13 protein-coding genes and 3 pseudogenes are annotated in these 18,884 nt (G+C 73.0%); 8 read left to right on the forward strand and 8 right to left on the reverse strand.

Annotated features, from left to right (window positions below):
* The 3 genes from DEP02_RS10410 to DEP02_RS10420 form a co-directional block, all read right to left on the reverse strand.
* Positions 1–2,021: sensor histidine kinase (locus DEP02_RS10410; RefSeq protein WP_112467103.1), on the reverse strand; the 2,021-nt coding region annotated here is incomplete at its 3' end.
* An 89-nt stretch (positions 2,022–2,110) separates the two neighbouring features.
* Positions 2,111–3,121, reverse strand: a complete 1,011-nt coding sequence (locus tag DEP02_RS10415) for a sugar ABC transporter substrate-binding protein (protein WP_112467055.1) — start codon at positions 3,119–3,121, stop codon at positions 2,111–2,113.
* Positions 3,122–3,353: 232 nt separating this feature from the next.
* Complete coding sequence (locus DEP02_RS10420; protein WP_112467056.1) at positions 3,354–3,809, reverse strand: tellurite resistance TerB family protein; 456 nt, start codon at positions 3,807–3,809, stop codon at positions 3,354–3,356.
* Positions 3,810–4,306: 497 nt separating this feature from the next.
* Between DEP02_RS10420 and tatA the strand changes: the two genes are divergently transcribed.
* The gene (gene tatA, locus DEP02_RS10425; protein WP_112467104.1) at positions 4,307–4,588 is read left to right on the forward strand and encodes a Sec-independent protein translocase subunit TatA; all 282 of its coding nucleotides are present in this window, start codon (positions 4,307–4,309) and stop codon (positions 4,586–4,588) included.
* A 267-nt stretch (positions 4,589–4,855) separates the two neighbouring features.
* Here the strand turns inward: tatA and DEP02_RS10430 are convergent.
* Positions 4,856–5,134, reverse strand: a pseudogene (locus DEP02_RS10430) (DUF6114 domain-containing protein); the annotation flags it as partial.
* Between the two features lie 201 nt (positions 5,135–5,335).
* Between DEP02_RS10430 and DEP02_RS10435 the strand changes: the two are divergent.
* Positions 5,336–6,970: pseudogene (locus tag DEP02_RS10435) on the forward strand (IS200/IS605 family accessory protein TnpB-related protein).
* Positions 6,971–6,977: 7 nt separating this feature from the next.
* Here DEP02_RS10435 and DEP02_RS33350 read toward each other — a convergent pair.
* Both DEP02_RS33350 and DEP02_RS10440 read right to left on the reverse strand, forming a co-directional pair.
* A pseudogene (locus DEP02_RS33350) lies at positions 6,978–7,145 on the reverse strand (DUF6114 domain-containing protein); the annotation flags it as partial.
* A gap of 59 nt (positions 7,146–7,204) precedes the next feature.
* The gene (locus DEP02_RS10440) at positions 7,205–8,131 is read right to left on the reverse strand and encodes a lytic polysaccharide monooxygenase auxiliary activity family 9 protein (protein ID WP_112467057.1); all 927 of its coding nucleotides are present in this window, start codon (positions 8,129–8,131) and stop codon (positions 7,205–7,207) included.
* A gap of 220 nt (positions 8,132–8,351) precedes the next feature.
* On the opposite strand from DEP02_RS10440, the gene DEP02_RS10445 reads away from it, so the two are divergent.
* The 5 genes from DEP02_RS10445 (at position 8,352) to DEP02_RS10465 (ending at position 14,820) form a co-directional block, all read left to right on the forward strand.
* A complete protein-coding gene (locus DEP02_RS10445) occupies positions 8,352–8,999 on the forward strand; it encodes a ScbR family autoregulator-binding transcription factor (protein ID WP_112467058.1) in 648 nt (215 codons plus the stop codon).
* Between the two features lie 22 nt (positions 9,000–9,021).
* Entirely contained in the window at positions 9,022–10,212 is a 1,191-nt protein-coding gene (locus tag DEP02_RS10450; RefSeq protein ID WP_112467059.1) for a damage-control phosphatase ARMT1 family protein, read from the forward strand.
* A gap of 152 nt (positions 10,213–10,364) precedes the next feature.
* A complete protein-coding gene (cyc2, locus tag DEP02_RS10455; RefSeq protein ID WP_112467060.1) occupies positions 10,365–12,530 on the forward strand; it encodes a germacradienol/geosmin synthase Cyc2 in 2,166 nt (721 codons plus the stop codon).
* 130 nt (positions 12,531–12,660) lie between these two features.
* Entirely contained in the window at positions 12,661–13,788 is a 1,128-nt protein-coding gene (locus DEP02_RS10460) for an aminopeptidase P family protein (RefSeq protein WP_112467061.1), read from the forward strand.
* 69 nt (positions 13,789–13,857) lie between these two features.
* Complete coding sequence (locus tag DEP02_RS10465) at positions 13,858–14,820, forward strand: aminoglycoside phosphotransferase family protein (RefSeq protein WP_112467062.1); 963 nt, start codon at positions 13,858–13,860, stop codon at positions 14,818–14,820.
* Between the two features lie 17 nt (positions 14,821–14,837).
* Here DEP02_RS10465 and treZ read toward each other — a convergent pair whose 3' ends face one another.
* Positions 14,838–16,592, reverse strand: coding sequence for a malto-oligosyltrehalose trehalohydrolase (gene treZ, locus DEP02_RS10470; RefSeq protein WP_112467063.1), 1,755 nt, complete (start codon positions 16,590–16,592; stop codon positions 14,838–14,840).
* A 172-nt stretch (positions 16,593–16,764) separates the two neighbouring features.
* Between treZ and DEP02_RS10475 the strand changes: the two genes are divergently transcribed.
* Positions 16,765–17,316 carry an FHA domain-containing protein gene (locus tag DEP02_RS10475; protein ID WP_112467064.1) on the forward strand — a complete coding sequence of 184 codons (552 nt, stop codon included), beginning with the start codon at positions 16,765–16,767 and terminating at the stop codon, positions 17,314–17,316.
* A 309-nt stretch (positions 17,317–17,625) separates the two neighbouring features.
* On the opposite strand, the gene DEP02_RS10480 is transcribed toward DEP02_RS10475, so the two are convergent.
* Entirely contained in the window at positions 17,626–18,861 is a 1,236-nt protein-coding gene (locus DEP02_RS10480; RefSeq protein ID WP_112467065.1) for a M14 family zinc carboxypeptidase, read from the reverse strand.
* Between the last annotated feature and the right edge of the window lie 23 nt (positions 18,862–18,884).

Here is an 18,884-nt window from a genome sequence, read left to right on the forward strand (position 1 = left end):
GGCGGGGCGGCCCCGGCGGCGGCCGTGGCACCGACGGCATCGGCGTCGACGGCGCCGACGGCCGCGGCCCCCGACGCCTCGGCGCCGGGTGTCTCCCGCACCACGATGTCGTGCGGGAGCAGCACGATGGCCGTGGTGCCGCCGTACGGCGAGGAGCGCAGCGTGACGGCGATGCCGTGCCGGGCGGCCAGCTTGCCGATCACGAACATGCCGAGCCGCAGGTCGTCCGCCAGCGCCACCACGTCGAACTTCGGGGCCACCGCCAACTGGGCGTTGAACGCGGCGTACTCCTCCTCGGACATGCCGAGGCCGCGGTCCTCGATCTCGACGGCCAGGCCCTTGGCCACCATTGCCGCCCGCACCCCGACGGGGGCGGGCGCGGCGGAGTAGACGGCCGCGTTGTCGATGAGCTCCGCCAGCAGGTGGATCACGTCGGCCACCGCGGGCGGCGCGAGGCTCACCTCCTCGTCGGTGTGCACCTCCACCCGCTGGTATTCGGCGACCTCGCCGACGGCGCTGCGCAGGATGTCGATCAGCGCGACCGGTTCGGCCCAGCTGCGCCGGGGCTGCTCGCCGCTGATGATGACGAGGTTCTCCTCGTAGCGGCGCAACTGACTGGCCATGGAGTCCAGTTCGTACAGACCCCGCAGGACGGTGGGGTCGGTGTGCTCGCGCTCCAGCGCGTCCAGCTTGCTCAGCTGGAGGTTGACCAGGTTCTGGCTCTGCCGGGCGATGCCCAGGATGACCTTCTGGAAGCCGCGCCGGGTGTCGGCGAGTTCGACCGCGGTGTGCACGGCCGTGCGCTGCGCGGTGTTGAACGCCCTGGCCACCTGGCCGAGTTCGTCGTGGCCGTAGTCCAGCGGCGGGGCCGCGAGGTCCACGTCGACCTTCTCGCCCCGGTCGAGGCGGGCGACCACGTCGGGCAGCCGCTCCTGGGCCAGGTTCAGGGTGGCCATCCTCAGGCCGCGCAGCCGCAGGGACAGCGAGCGGGTGATCCGCCAGGACATGACGGCGCACAGCAGCACGGCGGCCAGGCCCGCGGCGCTCAGCGAGGCGGCCGTGATCAGCAGCGAACGCGCCTTGCCGGCGCTGCGGTCCAGCAGGGAGTCCGTCTGCTCCTTGATCATCCGCTCGTACTGGGCGGTGACACCGGCCAGTGCCGCGCTCCACTGCTGCTGCGCGTCCGGCAGCCGGACCGTCCGGGCGTCGCCCCGGCCGGTGGGCCGGGCGGCCAGGATCTGGTTTTCGACGCGTTCGAGCGTCTGCCAGTCGCCGCTCTGCAGGATCTGCTCGGTCTGTGTCTTGGCGCTGTCGCGCAGGACCGGGACGATCTGGTCCTGGACCAGCCAGCGGCGCGCGTGGACCAGCTGGGCGAACTGTGTCCAGGCCTCGTCGTCGAGGTGCCCGGCCGGCCAGGCCAGGGTGAGCCGGGCGTCCTGCTGGGAGATCAGCTCCGCCCCGTGCTCGATCGCGACGAGCGGCCCGGCCTGCGAGGTCAGGTCGCCGTCGTCGACCTCGGAGAGCTCCCGGAAGGCGTGGATCTGGTCGCCGATGATCGAGGTGTACTGGTCCAGCGCCTGCTCGGGGGTGATGTCGGTGGGGTTGTCGACCTGGCCCCGGTAGTACTCCAGGCTGCCCACCGAGGCGACGACCGAGTACATCCGGTCCCTGATGCGGGACGGCGTCTCGCGGATCGCGTCCGTCTGGCCGACCAGCTTGGCGACCGCCGTGTCCGTCTGCCTGCGGGCCGCGTCCAGTTCGGCCCGGGAGCCGTGCCCCGTGGCCAGCCAGACGGCCGACAGCCTGCGCTCGCGCTGCAACGCCAGCGTCGCCTCGGTGCCCATGGCACCGGTGGACCTGCTCAGCTGCGTCTGCGACCGGAGGCGAAGGCCCTCGGAGAACATCTGCGTCGTCGTCATCCCCCACATGGCGGCGAGAGTGACGCTGGGGACCAGCGCGAGCAGGATCAGGGAAAGACGTATGGAGCCGATACGGCGCCGTGCACCTGTCCGTGGAGACATCGTCGTCCTAGGCGATCAGCGGGAAGCGGGAAGCGGGAAGCGGGGACGGGGGCGGCGAAGAAGGAGCCGGTGGACGCGCGGTGTCCGCGTCAACGGGTGCCGTCGGCCGCGTACTTCGCCACCGTGGCCACGTTCTTCCTGGTCACGAAGGCCGGGCCGGTGAGCACCGGGGCCACACCGCCACCGCTGACGTTGCCGTTGGTGCGGTACAGCCACAGCGCGTCCACGGCCAGGTAGCCCTGCAGATAGGGCTGTTGGTCCACGGCGAACTGGACATCCCCCTTGCGTACCGCGGCGACGAGGTCCTTGTTGAGGTCGAAGGTGGCGACATGGACCTTGCTGCGCGTCTCCTTCACCGACTTCACCGCCGCGAGCGCGTACTGGGCGCCCAGCGTGACGACCTCGTCGATGCTCGGATCCCGGCGCAGACTCGCGGAGACGGAGGCGGTCACGGCGTTCATGTCGGTGCCGTCCGCGTACAGCATCTGGGTCCGGCCGTCGAACGTCTTCTTCAGGCCGGCGCAGCGCGCCTCCAGGCCGACGTTGCCCCGCTCGTGGATGACGCACAGCGTGTGCTTGGCCTTGAGGCCGTTCAGTTTCTCGCCGACGGCGCGGCCGGCGAGGCTGTCGTCCTGGCCGAAGTACCCCAGGACCCCTTCCGGCTGCCAGGCGTCGATACCGGAGTTGAGACCGACCACCGGTATGCCGGCGGCCCTGGCCTCGGCGATCGGGCCCTTCATCGCCTCCGGCTTGGCCAGCGTCACGGCGATCCCGTCGGCCTTGTCACGGATGGCGTCCCGCACCAGTGCCGCCTGCCCCGCGGGATCGGCGTCGTTCGCGTACGTCAGTTCGATGCCGTCCTTGGCCGCCGCGACCTGGGCCCCCTTCTGCACCAGGTCCCAGTAGGCGTCGCCCGGCGCCCCGTGGGTGACCAGGGCGACCTTCATGCGCGCGCCGCCCGGCCGCCCGGCCCCGTCCTTGCCCGAGCCGCCGGCCTCGCCGGAGCAGCCGGCGAGGAGCAGGCAGACGGCGGCGACGACCGCCACGGACGTGCCGCGCACGGTTCTGCGGGAGGCCTCAGGCGGGGGAGGAGTGTTCATGAGGGTGGGGCACCTCGCTGCACGGCCGAGCATGGGGATCCACGAGAGCACGGGCGGATCCCGGGGGACGTACGCCCCCCGGGTTACTCTCGCTGAGGCGGAGCCAACCCTGTGTGACCGCAGGTAGTCAAGTGATCTGATCCTGTGGTCGGCTCTCGGTGCCGCATCGTGATCTTTCCTGCCGTCCCCGGCAGCCGCGTGGCGTTCCGCCGATTTCTCCGCCCGGGTCGGCTCAGAGGTCGAACTCGTGCGGCGGCAGGCCCAGAGCGAAGCAGGCCTCGCGGACCACGGCCTGCTCGGTCTTGTCGAAGTCGCCGTCCGCGCCGCCGATGACGATGCCGATCTGGATCACGGCACGGCCCTCGGCGGGCTTCTTCTTCGCCTTGGCGACCTCCTGCAACACGCTCACCTTGCCGAAGTCGAAGTCGGAGGTCAGCTTGTCGAGGTTCTCCTCGAAGCGGCGGCGCAGGTCGTCCGCCGGGAAGTTCTGCAGGACCTCGTTGGTGGCGATCAGCTGGGCGACGCGCTGCCGCTCCGAGGGGTCGACGGTGCCGTCGGCGGCGGCCACGAGCGCGCACATCGCCATGCTCGCATCACGGAAGGCGCCGCTCTTCAGGTCGTTCTTCTTCGCCACGAGCTGGTTCTGCATCTGCGTCGCGGAGTCCTTGATGCGGTCCCACAGGGCCATCTGCTCTCCAAGTGTGAGGTCGTGATGTCGGGTGCGGACACGGTCCGGATCCGGGACCGGCCCGGATCTACAGCAATGTAGAAACTAACGGAGGGCCGGATAAGTTCCGGCGGGTTCCGGCCGTGTTCGACTGCCTGAACCGGTGCGGCTCGTACGGCCGCGCGTGAAACACGTGAAACAGGAGGAACACCGCCGTGGCGGCAGCCGGCGGTGGCTTCGAGGAGCCGCCCGCCGAGGTGCTCACGGAGGCGGCCTCGGCCTTCGGGCCGCTCGCCTCGCCCGCCCGGCTGCACGTCGTGTGGGCGCCGGCCCGGGGCGAGGGCGACGTCACCGGACTCGTCCGCTCCCGCACCGCCGACACCCCGGCACGCCGTCTCCGCGGTCTCCGAGCCCGCAGCCCGCCTGCGGTGTTCGAGAGCCCGCAGGCCGGCAGTCGTTGCCGGGCGGGCCGGCGGGGGCGTACACAGGAAGGGCCCGAGGAAAGGGAGGACCCGGTCATGTTCCGCAACGGACTGGAACCCTGGCACCTGCTGGTCGTGGCGATCGTGGTCATCGTCCTGTTCGGCTCCAGGAAGCTGCCCGACACCGCACGGGCGCTCGGCAGGTCGATGCGCATCCTCAAGAGCGAGGCGAAGGCGATGAAGGACGAGGACGCGGCGCGGTCCACCCCGCCGGAGCCGACGCGCGTCCACCCCGCCGCGGAGCCTGTGCCCCCCGCACCCGCACCCGCACCCGCACCCACACCGACCCGGCCCCGGCCGCCGACCACGGGACACTGAGCGCGGCGGACCGGGTCCGCCCGTCCGCAGCGCCCGACCCGGGCGGCCCGGACCCAGGTGGCCCGGGGCAGGGTGGCCCGGGGCCGGGGTGGTCCGGAGCCGGGTGGTCCGGGGCCGGGCGGGCGTACGACGCGCGCGTGCCGTGCGCCCGCCGGTGCCGGATCGGCTCGCGTCGTGCCCCGCGGCAGGAGGCCGCCGCGCTCGACGGTCTGCAGGGCGACCGCCGAGCCGGCGGGAGAGGCGTGACGTTTCCGGCGGTCTGCCCGGTCAGTCGGCCGGAAGCGTGGACGTCGGCCGAGCCCGCGGCCCGGTGACCGACGAGGGCGGCGGCTCGTCGCCCGGCGCCGTGGACGCCGACCGCGCCCGCCGCCTCCCGCGGGTGCGCCGTGGTTCCTGGTCCGGGAGCCAGCCGAAGATCAGGCAGCTGCCGGTCGCTCCGAGGAGCAGGCCGAGGAAGAAGCCGCCGAGGTTGGAGGTGACCCAGGTGCCCAGGGAGAGCAGGATGCCGGTGCAGGAGTAGAAGAGGCGCTGGGCCGGGTTGAAGAGGGGTGGGAGCTGCTGGGGCTTGGCTGAGCGGGAGTGTGTTCTGGCGTGCACGAGTGGGCACTGGCGGCCGCATCCGGAGCTGCATGCTGTCGTTGTGGCCGGGGCATGAGGGTTCCCCTGTCGCATGTGTGACCTTTGCGGTTGGTGCTCGTTGAGTGGGGTGAGCGGGTCTTCCGGGGCGGACTGATCGGGGGTGTAGGGGTGGGCGGACTGCTGCGGGAGCTTGCGGCGCCGTTCGTCGTTCCCGGTCCCTCCGGGGTGGCGATCCGTACCCGACTCAAGCACCTTCCGCCCGCGGACGAGGAGGTGCTGCGGCTGGTGGGGGCGCATCTGGGCGCGCTGGCCTCCCGCGACCTCAAAGCGCGCTGCCGGGACGGCCTGGAGCACGACGCGGAGGCGTGGGCGGTGCGCAAGCGGGAGCTGACGCCGCAGTCGTCCGCCCGCTGGGCCGGGGCGATCACCAAGGCCACGCATGACCAGTGGGCGCTGGTACGACGTGGGCAGCTCGCCCACATCCAGTCCCTGGAAGCGGGGGTGCGGACCCTCCGCCACCGGCTGTCCCTGCCCGTCGGCGAGAAGGGCTCGAAGAAGGCGCCGGGCGGCTACCGCAGCAAGCGGGAGTGGCACGCCAAGACCCGTCGTCTGCACGTGCTGGAGGAGCGGCTGGAGCGGGCGCGCGCCGAGTGGCAGGCCGGGACGGTGCGCGTGGTGCGGGGTGGCAAACGCCTGGCCCGCACCCGGCACCACCTGCCCACAGCCCGGTTCACCGAGAACCAGTGGCGCCGGCGCTGGCAGGCCGCGCGGTGGTTCCTGCAGGCCGACGGTGAGAGTGGGAAGCGGTATGGGAACGAGACCATCCGCATCAGCCCGGACGGTGAGGTGAGCCTCCGGCTGCCCACCCCGCTCAAGGATCTGGCCAACGCCCCGCACGGCCGGTACGTCCTCGCCTCCCGGGTGCGGTTCGCGCACCGCGGGCAGGACTGGGCCGACCGCGTGGAGGCCGACCGGGCGGTGGCCTACCGCATCCGCTACGACCCGGTCCGGAGCCGCTGGTACCTGACCGCCTCCTGGCAGCTGCCCGTCTCCCCGGCCATCCCGCTGGCCGCTGCCCTGGCCGACGGGGCGATCGGCGTGGACACCAACGCCGACCACCTCGCCGCCTGGCGCCTGGACATCCACGGCAACCCGATGGGGAACCCGCGCCGATTCTTCTACGACCTGTCCGGACCGGCCGACCACCGCGACGCCCAGGTCCGCCACGCCCTGACCCGGCTGCTGCACTGGACCAAGGCCTGCGGCGTGAAGGCCATCGCCGTCGAGGACCTGGACTTCACGGCGGAGAAGACCCGCGAGAAGCACGGCAGGCGCAAACGGTTCCGGCAGCTGATTGCCGGCCTGCCCACCGGCAGGCTCCGTGCCCGCCTGACCTCGATGGCCGAGCAGACGGGTATTGCGGTCATCGCCGTCGACCCGGCCTACACCTCCACCTGGGGCGCCCAGCACTGGCGAGGGCCCCTCACCAGCAAGAAGCGCAAGACCACGCGCCACGATGCTGCCGCCGTGGCGATCGGAAGGCGCGCCCAAGGGCATCCGGTCCGGCGTCGGACGGCACCGCCCCGTGCACACCGGAGTGATGTGCATGGGCATCGGACCGTCCAGGCCGGCCGGCATGCCCTGGGGCGTGAGGAAACCCGCCCCCGCATTCCCGGACCGCGGACACGATCCGTGCCACCGGACCGCGGAGTGAACGCGGGAGACCAGAACGCCCAACACCGTTCGGGGCGTTCGGCTGAGCACGAGTCCTGGCAACAGGACCCGCTACCGCTCAGTCTCTAGGAACGGTCAGCAGCCCGCACAGCACCATCAGCGCGGGCAGCAGGTAGTCGGCCAGCCCCTGCATCCCGATGTGCAGGACGACCTTCAGCGAGGCCTTCTCGGTCAGCAGGATCTCCGCCCCGCCCAGTGTGAGCAGCAACCCGTCCCAGAAAGGCCGACCGGACCGCCAAGTACGCCCCGGTCACTGACGCCGGAGCGCCCGTCTACGTCAACTGACCCGACGTGTCACGCGGTTCAGCGCCGACGCAGACGCAGGACCAGAGCGGCGCCCCCGGTGAGCATCAGCACCGCGGCGGCGCCGCCCGCCAGCAGTGGCGCGGAGGGACCCGAGCCGGTGCCAGTCCCGGACGCCACGGGACCGTTGTCCGGAGCGCCGGCGCGCACCCGCGGAACAGCGGAGGCCGGCGTCCGCTGCGCGGGCTCCGTCGTCTGCCGCGTGGGTTCCGCCGACTGCCGCGCGGGCACCGTCGTCTCCTTCGCCCCCTTCGTCTCCTTCGCCGGGGCGGACTTCCCGCTCGTCGCCTTCGCGAACATCACGTCCGAGCACGAGTAGTAGGTGTCCGGCGTGCTGCTGTTCTGCCAGATCGTGAACAGCACATGCCGGCCCGTCCGGTCGGCCGGCAGCGTCGCCCCGATGCGGTACGCCCCGCCCGTCAGCGCGGGGTCCGTCACTTCGGCGAAGGGCCGTGCCGGAATGTCCTTCCACGTCAACGGCTTCGTCGGATCGTAGCCGGGCTTGGTCAGGTAGAGCTTGAACGTGCCCCGGTGCGGAATCGTCGAGGCGTACCTCATCGTCAGCCCGGCGCCCGGCACCAGAGGGGTCGACGGCCAGTCGCCGCGGGGCAGATCGAGCCCCTTGTAGGCGGGCAGGCCCCCGCTGCACAGCTTGCCGTCGGGGATCATCCGACGGTCCCGGCCGGCCACGTTCGCCACCCGCAGGTTGTCCCACGCGGTGAAGGGCGCGCCGTTCGCGGCGACCGCCGCCCGGCAGGCGGCCGAGCCGGCCCTGCCGCCTCCGTCCGGCGAGCAGGCGAACACCCGGCCGGCCGGATCGGTCGGGGCGCCGTGCGCCCGGGCGGGCCCCGCCGTCCACAGGGTGAGCAGGGCCGACGCCGCCACAGTGGCTGCGACACCCTTGAGCGGTGCGGTCATCCGAGTCATGGGGGGCGTCTCCTCGGCCGGCGCGGGAACGGTGTGCCGGAGTCCAGTACGGGTGACGGCCCCGACGCGTTCAGGGCGACTGACCGGAAGTGAGCCGACGCTGGGGCGCGAGTGATCCCCGGGGGGGGCGAACGGACGCCGCGGGGCGGTGAGTTATCGTGTACGCGAGTGAGAACAAACGGCATGCCCCGTCCATCACGGCCCCGGGAGTGTCCTGTCGATGCCGAGGCAGTTACGCGCCGAGCAGACCCGCGCGACGATCATCACAGCCGCCGCCGACCTGTTCGACCAGAAGGGCTACGAGCGCACCAGCCTCAGCGACATCGTCGCACACGCGAACGTCACCAAAGGCGCCCTGTACTTCCACTTCGCGGCCAAGGAGGACCTGGCCCAGGCCATCATGGAGCTGCAGTCCCGGGCCGCCCGCCAGGTGACCAGTGACGTGGACGGGCGCGGCGGCTCCTCGCTGGAGGCCCTGATCCGCATCACGTACGCGCTCACCCGGCTCGCCGTGGAGGGCCCGGTCACCCGCGCCGGCCTGCGGCTCGCCACCGGGGGAGTCGAGGCACGCCCACCGCTGCGGCACCCCTTCACCGAGTGGCTGGAGATCATCACCCGCAAACTCCTCGGCGCCGCCCGGGAGCGCGACATCCAGCCGGACGTCGACGTGCACGCCGTCGCGCACTCCCTGGTCTGCTTCTTCGTCGGCACCCGGGTCGCGGGCCGGCCCCTGGAACCCGTCGCGCGGCTGCCGCGCAGGACGACCGAGATGTGGCACCTCCTGATCCGCGGCCTGGTCCCGGTGCACCGGCGCCCCCGCTATCTGAGCCTCGCCACGCGGCTGGAGCGGGAGATCGTCGCCGTATGACCCGCGCGGTACGGTGAGGCGTATGCCCTCGATCCCGTCCGCCCCCGTGCTTCTGGGCAACGAACCAGGTTCCTTCCCGCACAGTGTGCTGGCCGAGCGGCACCCGGCCATCGTCCGACAGGTGCGGGAGGCCTTCCCCTACGGCCCCGAGCAGCACCGTGCCCTCGACGCGCTGCTGGACAGCTGCACGAAGGGCGTGATCGAGGAGCTTCCCGCCGACGCGCACGACCGGGACCGCTGGCAGGCCTGGGGGCTCGGGCGGTACGCGGGCCGGTCCTGGTTCGACGTGCCGTGGCTGTGGTCCGAGAGCTACTTCTACCGCCGGCTCCTCGAAGCCGTCGGCTACTTCGCGCCCGGCCCCTGGCAGGGCATCGACCCCTTCCGCCCGTTCAAACTCGCCGAACTCGACTCCCCGGAGACGGACGAGGAACTGGCGGCACTCGACGCGCTGGAGAGCGAGCCGCCGGAGCGGCGCGCGACCGCCCTGCTGCACGGCTCCCTCTGGGGCAACCGCGCCGATCTGGGCTTCCGGCTCTCGGCGGCGGGCGCTCAGGCGGAGCGGGCCGCCGGACCGGTCCCCGGCCTGGTCGCCGACGACAGCGAAACGCTCTGGTCGCTGCTGCCGCCCTCCCCGGCCGACGGCACGCTCTGCCTGGTCGCCGACAACGCCGGCCGCGAACTCGTCCCCGACCTCCTCCTCGTCGCCCACCTCCTCGCCCACGGCCACGTCCAGCGGGCGGTCCTGCACGTCAAGCCGTACCCGTACTACGTCTCCGACGCCACCACCGCCGACGTCGTCGACGCCGTGCACCGGCTGACCGCCGCTCCCGGGGCGGCCGCCGGATACGGGCGCCGTCTGTGGTCGGCGATGACCGATGGCCGGCTCACGGTGCGGGCCCACCCCTTCTCCTGCTCCCCGCTGCCGTACGCCGCGGTGTCCGGCGATCTGCGCGAGGAGTTCGCCGCGGCCACGCTGACCGTGTTCAAGGGCGACCTGAACTACCGGCGCCTGGTCGGCGACCAACTGTGGCCGCCGACCACGCCCTTCGCGGACGTCACCGACCACTTCCCCGGCCCCGTCGCCGCCCTGCGCACCCTGAAGTCCGACGTGATCACCGGCCTGGACGCGTCGACCGAGGCCGCACTGGACGCCGCCGAGGACGGGCGCTGGCGCATCGGCGGCACGCATGCGCTGATCCAGGTCAGGATCTGAGGAGACCCGAGGTGACCTGAGGTGACCTGAGGAGACTTGAGGAGACCCGAGGTGACCTGAGAACCACCCCTGTTCACCTGCCGGTTCACGCGAAGGTGTGATCGGGTCCGGGCCCGCGGATGGTGCCGGAGTGTCGCGGGTAGGGCCCGGCCATGACGCAGCAGCCCTTCGAACTCCCGCACTTCTACATGCCGTATCCCGCGCGGCTCAACCCGCACGTCGACGAGGCCCGTGCCCACTCGACGCGGTGGGCGCGCGAGATGGGCATGCTGGAGGGCTCCGGGATCTGGGAGCAGGCCGACCTCGACGCGCACGACTACGGACTGCTCTGCGCCTGCACCCACCCCGACTGCGACGGACCCGCCCTGTCCCTCATCACCGACTGGTACGTGTGGGTCTTCTTCTTCGACGACCACTTCCTGGAGACCTTCAAGCGCGGCCAGGACCGCGCCGGCGGCAAGGAACACCTGGACCGGCTGCCCCTGTTCATGCCGCTGGACCTCGCCACCCCCGTGCCCGAGCCGCGGAACCCGGTCGAGGCCGGCCTCGCCGACCTGTGGGCGCGTACGGTGCCGTCGATGTCGGACGGCTGGCGCCGGCGGTTCGCGGTGGCGACCGAGCACCTGCTGAACGAGTCCCTGTGGGAGCTGTCCAACATCAACGAGGGGCGGATCGCCAACCCCGTCGAGTACATCGAGATGCGCCGCAAGGTCGGCGGCGCGCCCTGGTCGGCGGGGCTCGTGGAGTACGCGACCGCCGAAGTGCCCGCCGCCGCCGCCGGGTCCCGGCCGCTCAGGGTGCTGATGGAGACGTTCTCCGACGCCGTGCACCTGCGCAACGACCTGTTCTCCTACCAGCGGGAGGTCGAGGACGAGGGGGAGCTCAGCAACGGCGTCCTGGTCCTGGAGACCTTCTTCGGCTGCACCACCCAGGAGGCCGCCGACTGCGTCAACGACGTGCTCACCTCCCGGCTGCACCAGTTCGAGCACACCGCGCTCACCGAGGTCCCCGCGCTGGCCGCGGAGGCGGGCCTCACCCCGGACGAGGTCGCGGCGGTGGCGGCGTACACCAAGGGCCTGCAGGACTGGCAGTCCGGCGGCCACGAGTGGCACCTGCGCTCCAGCCGGTACATGAACGAACGGGCCCGCTCCACCAACCCCTGGCAGCGCCCGTCCGGCCCCGGCACCTCGGCGGCCGACGTGGCCACGCTGCTCGCGGCGGCGGGGGCCGTGGGGGCACCTCCCACGCCGTTCAGGCAGTGGGGGAGCCTGCGCGCCTACACCCATGTGCCCTTCCAGAAGGTCGGCCCCTCCCGCATCCCCGACCTGTACATGCCGTACCCGCTGCAGCTCAGTCCCCACCTGGACGCGGCCCGCCGCACCCTGGCCGAGTGGTGCCACCGCACCGGCATCCTCGCCGAGGGCGTGTGGGACGAGGACAAGCTCGCCGCCTACGACCTGGCGCTGTGCTCGGCGGGGATCGACCCCGACGCCACCCCCGAGGCCCTCGACCTGAGCGCGCGGTGGCTCGCCTTCGGCACCTACGGCGACGACTACTACCCACTGGTCCACGGCCACCGCCGCGACCTGGCCGCCGCGAAGGTGACCACGGCCCGCCTGTCGGCCTGCATGCCCGTCGAGGGGGAGGCGCCGCTCGTCCCCGTGAACGCCATGGAGCGGGCCCTGAGCTGGGTGTGGGAGCTGTCCAACCAGCTCCAGAACCGCGTCCCCGACCCGGTCGACTACCTGGAGATGCGACGCGCCACCTTCGGCGCCGACCTCACCCTGAGCCTGTGCCGGATGGGCCACGGCCCGGCCATCCCGCCCGAGGTCTACCGCAGCGGCCCGGTCCGCTCCCTGGAGAACGCGGCCGTCGACTACGCCTGCCTCCTCAACGACGTCTTCTCGTACCAGAAGGAGATCGAGTACGAGGGCGAGATCCACAACGCGATCCTCGTCGTCCAGCACTTCTTCGGCATCGACTACCCGGCCGCGCTCGCCGTCGTCCACGACCTGATGACCCAGCGCATGCGCCAGTTCGAGCACGTCGTGGCACACGAACTCCCCATCCTCCACGACGACTTCGAACTGTCGGAGGACGCCCGCGCGACCCTGCGGGGCTATGTCGCCGACCTGCAGAACTGGATGGCCGGCATCCTCAACTGGCACCGGAACGTCGACCGCTACAAGGCCGAGTGGCTGGCGGCCCGAGCCCATGTCTTCCTCCCGGACCGCCCACCGGCCCCCGCCCGCCCCGCCGGCGCCTTCCAGCGGCCGGCCGTCACCCCAGGGGGCGGGCACCAGACGACCCGGACATGATCCGGACAAGATCGCGGCAATGGCTCAGGGCCGCCGTCGCGGCCCCCGACCGGTTCGCGTCGCACCGCGTGGCCGGGCAGGATGCTGTCCGTAGCCTTCACCGCCGTTCCAGCCGTACACGGAGGCCCGGATGACCGGCATCGCGCCCGCACCCTTCACCGCCGACGACTACAGGGCCCGGAGGGAGCGCGCCGCCCGGGCGGCCGGCGACGCCGGGCTGGCCGGGCTCCTGGTGGCGCCCGGCCCGGACCTGGTGTGGCTGACCGGCTACGCGCCCACCGCCGTCACCGAACGGCTCACGCTGCTCGTACTCGCCCCCGGACGGGACCCCGTCCTCGTCGTGCCCACCCTGGAGGCCCCGGACGCCGCCAAGGCCGTCGGCGCGTCCACCCTGGCGCTGCGCGACTGGACCGACGGCACGGACCCCTACGCCGTCACGGCAGGCATGCTCGACGGCGACGGCCGGTTCGGCATCAGCGACAACACCTGGGCCATGCACCTGCTCGGCCTGCAGAAGGCACTGCCCGGCACCTCCTACGCCTCCCTCACCGAGGCCCTGCCGATGCTGCGCGCGGTGAAGGACGCGGCCGAGGTGGAGCTGCTCGCGGCGGCGGGAGCGGCCGCCGACGCCACGTTCGAGGAGATCCGGAAGGTGCCGTTCGCCGGCCGCCGCGAGTTCGAGGTCGGCGCCGACCTCGCCGACCTGCTGCGCCGCTTCGGGCACTCCCAGGTCGACTTCACCATCGTCGGCTCCGGCCCCAACGGCGCCAACCCGCACCACGAGGTGGGCGACCGGGTCATCGAGCGCGGTGACATGGTCGTCCTCGACTTCGGCGGCCTGAAGGACGGCTACGGCTCCGACACCACCCGCACCGTGCACGTCGGCGAGCCCACCGACGAGGAGCGGCGGGTGCACGACATCGTCCGTGAGGCCCAGGAGGCCGGCTTCCGGGCGGTGCGCCCGGGCGTCGCCTGCCAGGAGGTCGACCGGGCCGCCCGCGCGGTCATCGAGGCGGCCGGGTACGGCGAGTACTTCATCCACCGCACCGGCCACGGCATCGGCGTCACCACGCACGAGCCGCCGTACATGATCGAGGGCGAGGAACAGCCCCTCGTGCCCGGCATGTGCTTCTCCGTGGAGCCCGGCATCTACCTGCCCGGCCGCTTCGGGGTGCGCATCGAGGACATCGTCACCGTCACGGAGGACGGAGGCCGCCGCCTCAACGACACGACCCGAGAGCTGGTGACAGTGGACTGACCGACCGGCAGCCCACCCCTTATCGACCGGAAACCGACCGGAAACCGACCGGAACGACACGGCGCGACGATGACCCAGGCACCGACACCCACCGCGGACACCGTCCGCCGACTGGTCCGCACCCTGCTCAAGGACAGCCTCGAGGACAGGGCCGACAAGGCCGACATCGCCGCCGGACCCGAGGTCCGGCCCGTGGCCGAGGGCGGCGGTCACTCCACGTGGTGGGTCGGCACCCGCCATGTGCTGCGCCTGGCCCCCGACCGCGAGGCCTCGCTGCGCCAGCGCCGCGAACTGCGCCTGCGCGACCTGATCCGCCCGCACCTGCGGGTCGCCGTCCCGGCCAGTGTCGCGCACGGCGAGTGGGCGCCGGGACTGACGTACACGCTGGACACCAGGATCACCGGCGGCACGGCCGACGCGCACGACGTGTCCGCCGTCGGCGAGGACGACCTGGCCGGACTGTTCGCGGGGCTGCGCGAGGTGCCCGTCCGGCAGGCCCAGACGCTCGGTGTGCCCCGTGCCGCGCCGCGCTCCCTGGGGGCGCTGCGCCGCATGGCCGTACGCTGCGCCGAACGCCTCGGGACCGCCGACGAGTTCGACCCCGCGCGGATGGCCCAGTTCACCGCGCCCGCCGCGGCCCAGCTCGTCGCCCAGCGCGGCACCGCCGTGCTCATCCACCACCACCTCGGCAGCGAGCACCTGGTGGTGGGCGCCGACGGCCGGGTGCGCGGCGTCCTGGACTGGACCGGCGCGGCCGTCGGCGACCCCGCCGAGGACATCGCCGGGCTCGCCGTCGCCGTCGGCTCCCCGGCCGCCGTGCGCGCCGCCACCCTGGCCGGCTACGGCGCCCGGCCCTGCCTGCGCGGCCTGTGGCTGGCCCGCTGCGACACCGTGATCCGCCTCGCCGACCGCCTCGAGGGCCGCGACGGCGACCCGCTGCCGCTCCTCAGGGCCCAGCTGCGCCGCGCCTGGGAGACGATCATGCTGGAGCGCGTCACGGAATTCCGGAACGGCACGGGCGAGGAGCCGTAGCCACCGGTCCTCCGCGCTCAGTGCTGCACCAGCACCGCGCACGACTGCCCGGGCACGCGCAGCAGCCCGTCCGCGCCGGGCGCCGTCACCGGCTCCCAGGCGGCCAGCACCTCGGCCGGGCGGGAGCCCAGGGGGATGGCCGCCGGCTCCTTGCCGAGGTTGACCGCCACGAGCACGTCCCCGCGCCGGAAGGCGAGCCAGCGGGCGTCCTCGTCGTAGGCCACCTTGGTGTCCGCGAGGTCCGGATCGGTGAGGTCCGGCTGCTCGTGGCGCAGCGCGATCAGCCGCCGGTACCAGGCCAGCACGCGCGCGTGCGGCTCCCGCTCCGGCTCGGACCAGTCCAGGCAGGACCGGTCCCGGGTCGCCGGATCCTGAGGATCGGGCACGTCCTCGGCCGCCCAGCCGTGCGCGGCGAACTCCCGCCGCCGGCCCTGGCGCACGGCCTCGGCGAGCTCGGGGTCGGTGTGGTCGGTGAAGAACTGCCACGGCGTGGTGGCCGCCCACTCCTCGCCCATGAACAGCATCGGCGTGAACGGCGCGGTCAGCGTCAGCACGGCCGCGCAGGCCAGCAGCCCGGGGGAGTCCGCGAGCAGCATGGACAGACGATCGCCCCGGGCCCGGTTGCCGACCTGGTCGTGGGTCTGGCTGTAGCCGAGCAGCCGGTGCCCGGCCACCCGCGTGCGGTCCAGCGGGCGGCCGTGGTGGCGGCCGCGGAAGCCGGAGTACGTCCCGTCGTGGAAGTAGCCGCCCATGAGGGTCTTGGCGACCGCCGCGAGCGGGGCCCGCCCGAAGTCGGCGTAGTAGCCCTGGGACTCGCCGGTCAGCGCCGAGTGCAGCGCGTGGTGGAAGTCGTCGTTCCACTGGGCGTGCAGACCGAGGCCGTTCTGCGCGCGCGGGGTGACGATCCGCGGGTCGTTCAGGTCCGACTCGGCGATCAGGAACAGCGGACGGCCCAGCTCCGCCGAGAGCGCGTCCACGGCCGTGGACAGCTCCTCCAGGAAGTGGCACGCGCGCGTGTCCACCAGCGCGTGCACCGCGTCCAGGCGCAGCCCGTCGATCCGGTAGTCGCGCAGCCACGCCAGCGCGCTGCCGGTCAGGAAGGCCCGCACCTCGTCCGAGCCGGGCGCGTCCAGGTTGACGGCGGCGCCCCAGGGGGTGTGGTGCGTGTCGGTGAAGTACGGCCCGAACCGCGGCAGGTAGTTGCCCGAGGGGCCCAGGTGGTTGTGGACCACGTCCAGGACCACCCCCAGTCCCAGCCCGTGCGCCCGGTCGACGAAGCGCTTCAGCCCCTCCGGGCCGCCGTACGGCTCGTGCACCGCCCACAGAGAGACACCCTCGTACCCCCAGCCGTGCCGCCCGGGGAACGGGCACACGGGCATCAACTCCACATGGGTGACGCCCAGTTCCACCAGGTGCTCCAGCCGCTCGGCGGCCGCGTCGAAGGTGCCCTCACGCGTGTACGTGCCGACGTGCATCTCATAGAGCACCGCCCCGGGCAGCGGACGCCCGGCCCACGCACCGGAGCGCCACGCGTACCGTCCGTGCGCGACGACGGCGCTCAGCCCGTCCGGGCCGTCCGGCTGCCGCCGCGAACGCGGATCCGGCAGCACCGGACCGCCGTCCAGCGCGAACCCGTACCGCGAGCCGTCACCCGCCTCCGCCTCACCGGTCCACCACCCCGCCCGCTCCGGATCGCGCTCCAACGCGCGCGTGGCGCCGTCGCACTGGAGCGTCACCCGGCCGGCCTGCGGTGCCCACACCTCGAACTGCACGGACGGTTCCCCTTCGTCTGCTCACCGTGATGATCCCGTCCATCGTCCTCCATCGGAGATCAATCCGCTTTTGAATCCTCCCTTTTGCGGCGGGTGTCGCCGGGTCCGCACCGCAGGACGCCGTTTCGGAGTCTTCTGGACACTCGCGGTCCGCTGACCGACAATCACCACCGTGACGTCGTCCTTCGAGTTTCATATCTCCCCCGCGCGGCTGTCCGACGCGGAGCGCGACAAGGCGCTGAAGGTGCTGCGAGACGGCGTCGCGATGGGCCGCCTGTCGCACGACACGTTCGTGCGCCGTATGGAGCTGGCCCTGACCGCCCGCAGTTCGGAGGAGCTCGCCGCGCTCACCGCCGACCTGCCCACCGAGGGCCGGATGTCCCGGCTGGTGTTCGGCACGGTCGAGGCCGTGTCCGGTTTCAGCGTACGGCTGCGCAGGGCCTGGCAGGCCGAGCGGCTGCCCAAGTTGCTCCTGCCGCACCCCGGCAGCGGCCACCCGCTGCGCATAGGGCGCGATCCCGCCAGCGGCCTGCGGCTGACCCACGAGACGGTCTCCCGGGTCCACGCCGAGCTGCGTCACCAGGGCGGCATGTGGGTGCTGCGCGACCTCGGCTCGACCAACGGCACGACCGTCAACGGCCGGCGCGTGATCGGCGCGGCCGTCGTACGCGAGGGCGACCAGGTGGCGTTCGGCCAGGTGTCGTTCCGGCTCTCGGCGCCCTGAGGGCCCCCGACCAAGGTCAAGGGCCCACCCAAAGCCCCCACCTCAGAGCGCGGGCCCACCCGGAGCCCCTGTCCCAGGTTGCGGGCCCACCCACCCCGACCGTCCCCACGCGCCGGCCGCGAGGGAGCCGAAGGGCGCGCCGGTGTCGGGGGCCCGTGGGGGTCCCCCCTGCTCTTCAAGAGCTTGGGGGAGCGCGGAGGCGCGAAGCGCTGAGCACGATCGGGCCCCCGACACCGGCTTCCAGCGCCCGTAGGCGACCGAGCCATCAAACCCGTGGCCCCCCAAGAGCCCCCACGGGCGTACAAGCCATCAAACCCCCCGAGCACCGAGCGCCGTCGCCACCACGGTCCGGCTCTGGTGCTCGACCTGGTGCTCCAACGGCACCCACCGCGCCCCGAACCGCTCCGCGAACGCCTCGCTCCACACGGTCACCAGCCGTTCCAGCCCCGGTGCGGCACGGTCGTCGGCCTCGCGCAGCACCCGCAGCAGCATCGCCGCGGCCCGCAGCGGCAGGCGGCGGCCGAACGCGTCCACGCTGCCGACGTACGCCATCGTCGTGTCGGCCGGAGGGGTGTGGATCCAGTCGGCGGCCAGCCCCGGTACCAGGCCCAGCCCCCACTTCGCCGCCCGCAGCAGCGGACCGTCGGCGCCGTGCAGGCGGGGCAGGGCGTCGGCGAGGACCAGCTCCACCTCGCGGGCGTCCCGCAGCAGCCGGTGCGCGAGCCGTCGTATCGCCGCCGCCGGGGCGGGGTGCGGGGCCGGATCGTCCACCAGGTCGCTCGCCCACATCGGCACCTCCACGACCGCGGTCATGCCGCCGTAGCGGTGCGCGTGGTACCAGGTGCTGTGCCGGGCGTCGTCCGGCAGGCTCGGATACGCCGGTCCCGAGCCGGGCTCCGGCATCACCCGCACCCCGGGACCGGAGACCGGCCAGCCCGCCGCGTCCGAGGCGCCCGTCTCCACCGGGATGTGGAACTGGGCCGCCGACTTGCCGAACGGCTCCGCCAGCCCCGGCACGTCCCTGGTCAACTGCACCCAGCTGCCGCCCAGTTCGGTGCCGTGCAGCGTCACCTGGAGGTAGGGCCGCAGCGTGTCGATGACGCCGGTCAGCGCACGGGTCTCGGGCGGCAGCCGGTCGGGCGGCAGTACGGAGGGCGACCACTCCGGCTGCTCGGGTCCGGCCGGCCGGAAGAAGCCGAGGTGGTAGTCGAGCAGGCTGCGCGGGGCCGGGGTGACGTGCAGACTCGCTCCGTCCGGGTCGGCGCAGAGCAGGAAGTGCCAGGAGGTGCCCGCCCGCAACGGCGGTTCACGCAGCACGCGGTGGGCGAGGGCGAGCAGGGTGGAGCCCCCGGTGGGCTCGTTGGCGTGGGCGCCGGCGACCACCAGCACGGCACGCCGCGCGTGCCCGACGGACAGCAGGTGCAGCGGCCTGCCCGCACGCGAGAGGCCGACCTCCCTCAGGACGCACAGTCCCGGCCGGTACGCGGCCAACGCGCGTGCTGAGGCGACCAGTTCGGGAACGCTCGGGTAGCGCTGCTCCAGCAAGCAGACTCACCCCCGCCCTGTCC

It is taken from the genome of Streptomyces triticisoli, from assembly GCF_003270085.1.
GTDB classification, from domain to species: domain Bacteria; phylum Actinomycetota; class Actinomycetes; order Streptomycetales; family Streptomycetaceae; genus Streptomyces; species Streptomyces triticisoli.

Excerpts from the sequence above, each read along its gene's own strand:
- cyc2 (WP_112467060.1), top strand. The coding sequence starts at position 10,365 with ATGACGCAGCAGCCCTTCGAACTCCCGCACTTCTACATGCCGTATCCC.
- DEP02_RS10465 (WP_112467062.1), top strand. The coding sequence starts at position 13,858 with ATGACCCAGGCACCGACACCCACCGCGGACACCGTCCGCCGACTGGTC.
- tatA (WP_112467104.1), top strand. The coding sequence starts at position 4,307 with ATGTTCCGCAACGGACTGGAACCCTGGCACCTGCTGGTCGTGGCGATC.
- DEP02_RS10415 (WP_112467055.1), bottom strand. The coding sequence starts at position 3,121 with ATGAACACTCCTCCCCCGCCTGAGGCCTCCCGCAGAACCGTGCGCGGC.
- DEP02_RS10420 (WP_112467056.1), bottom strand. The coding sequence starts at position 3,809 with ATGGCCCTGTGGGACCGCATCAAGGACTCCGCGACGCAGATGCAGAAC.
- DEP02_RS10450 (WP_112467059.1), top strand. The coding sequence starts at position 9,022 with ATGCCCTCGATCCCGTCCGCCCCCGTGCTTCTGGGCAACGAACCAGGT.
- DEP02_RS10460 (WP_112467061.1), top strand. The coding sequence starts at position 12,661 with ATGACCGGCATCGCGCCCGCACCCTTCACCGCCGACGACTACAGGGCC.
- DEP02_RS10445 (WP_112467058.1), top strand. The coding sequence starts at position 8,352 with ATGCCGAGGCAGTTACGCGCCGAGCAGACCCGCGCGACGATCATCACA.
- DEP02_RS10440 (WP_112467057.1), bottom strand. The coding sequence starts at position 8,131 with ATGACTCGGATGACCGCACCGCTCAAGGGTGTCGCAGCCACTGTGGCG.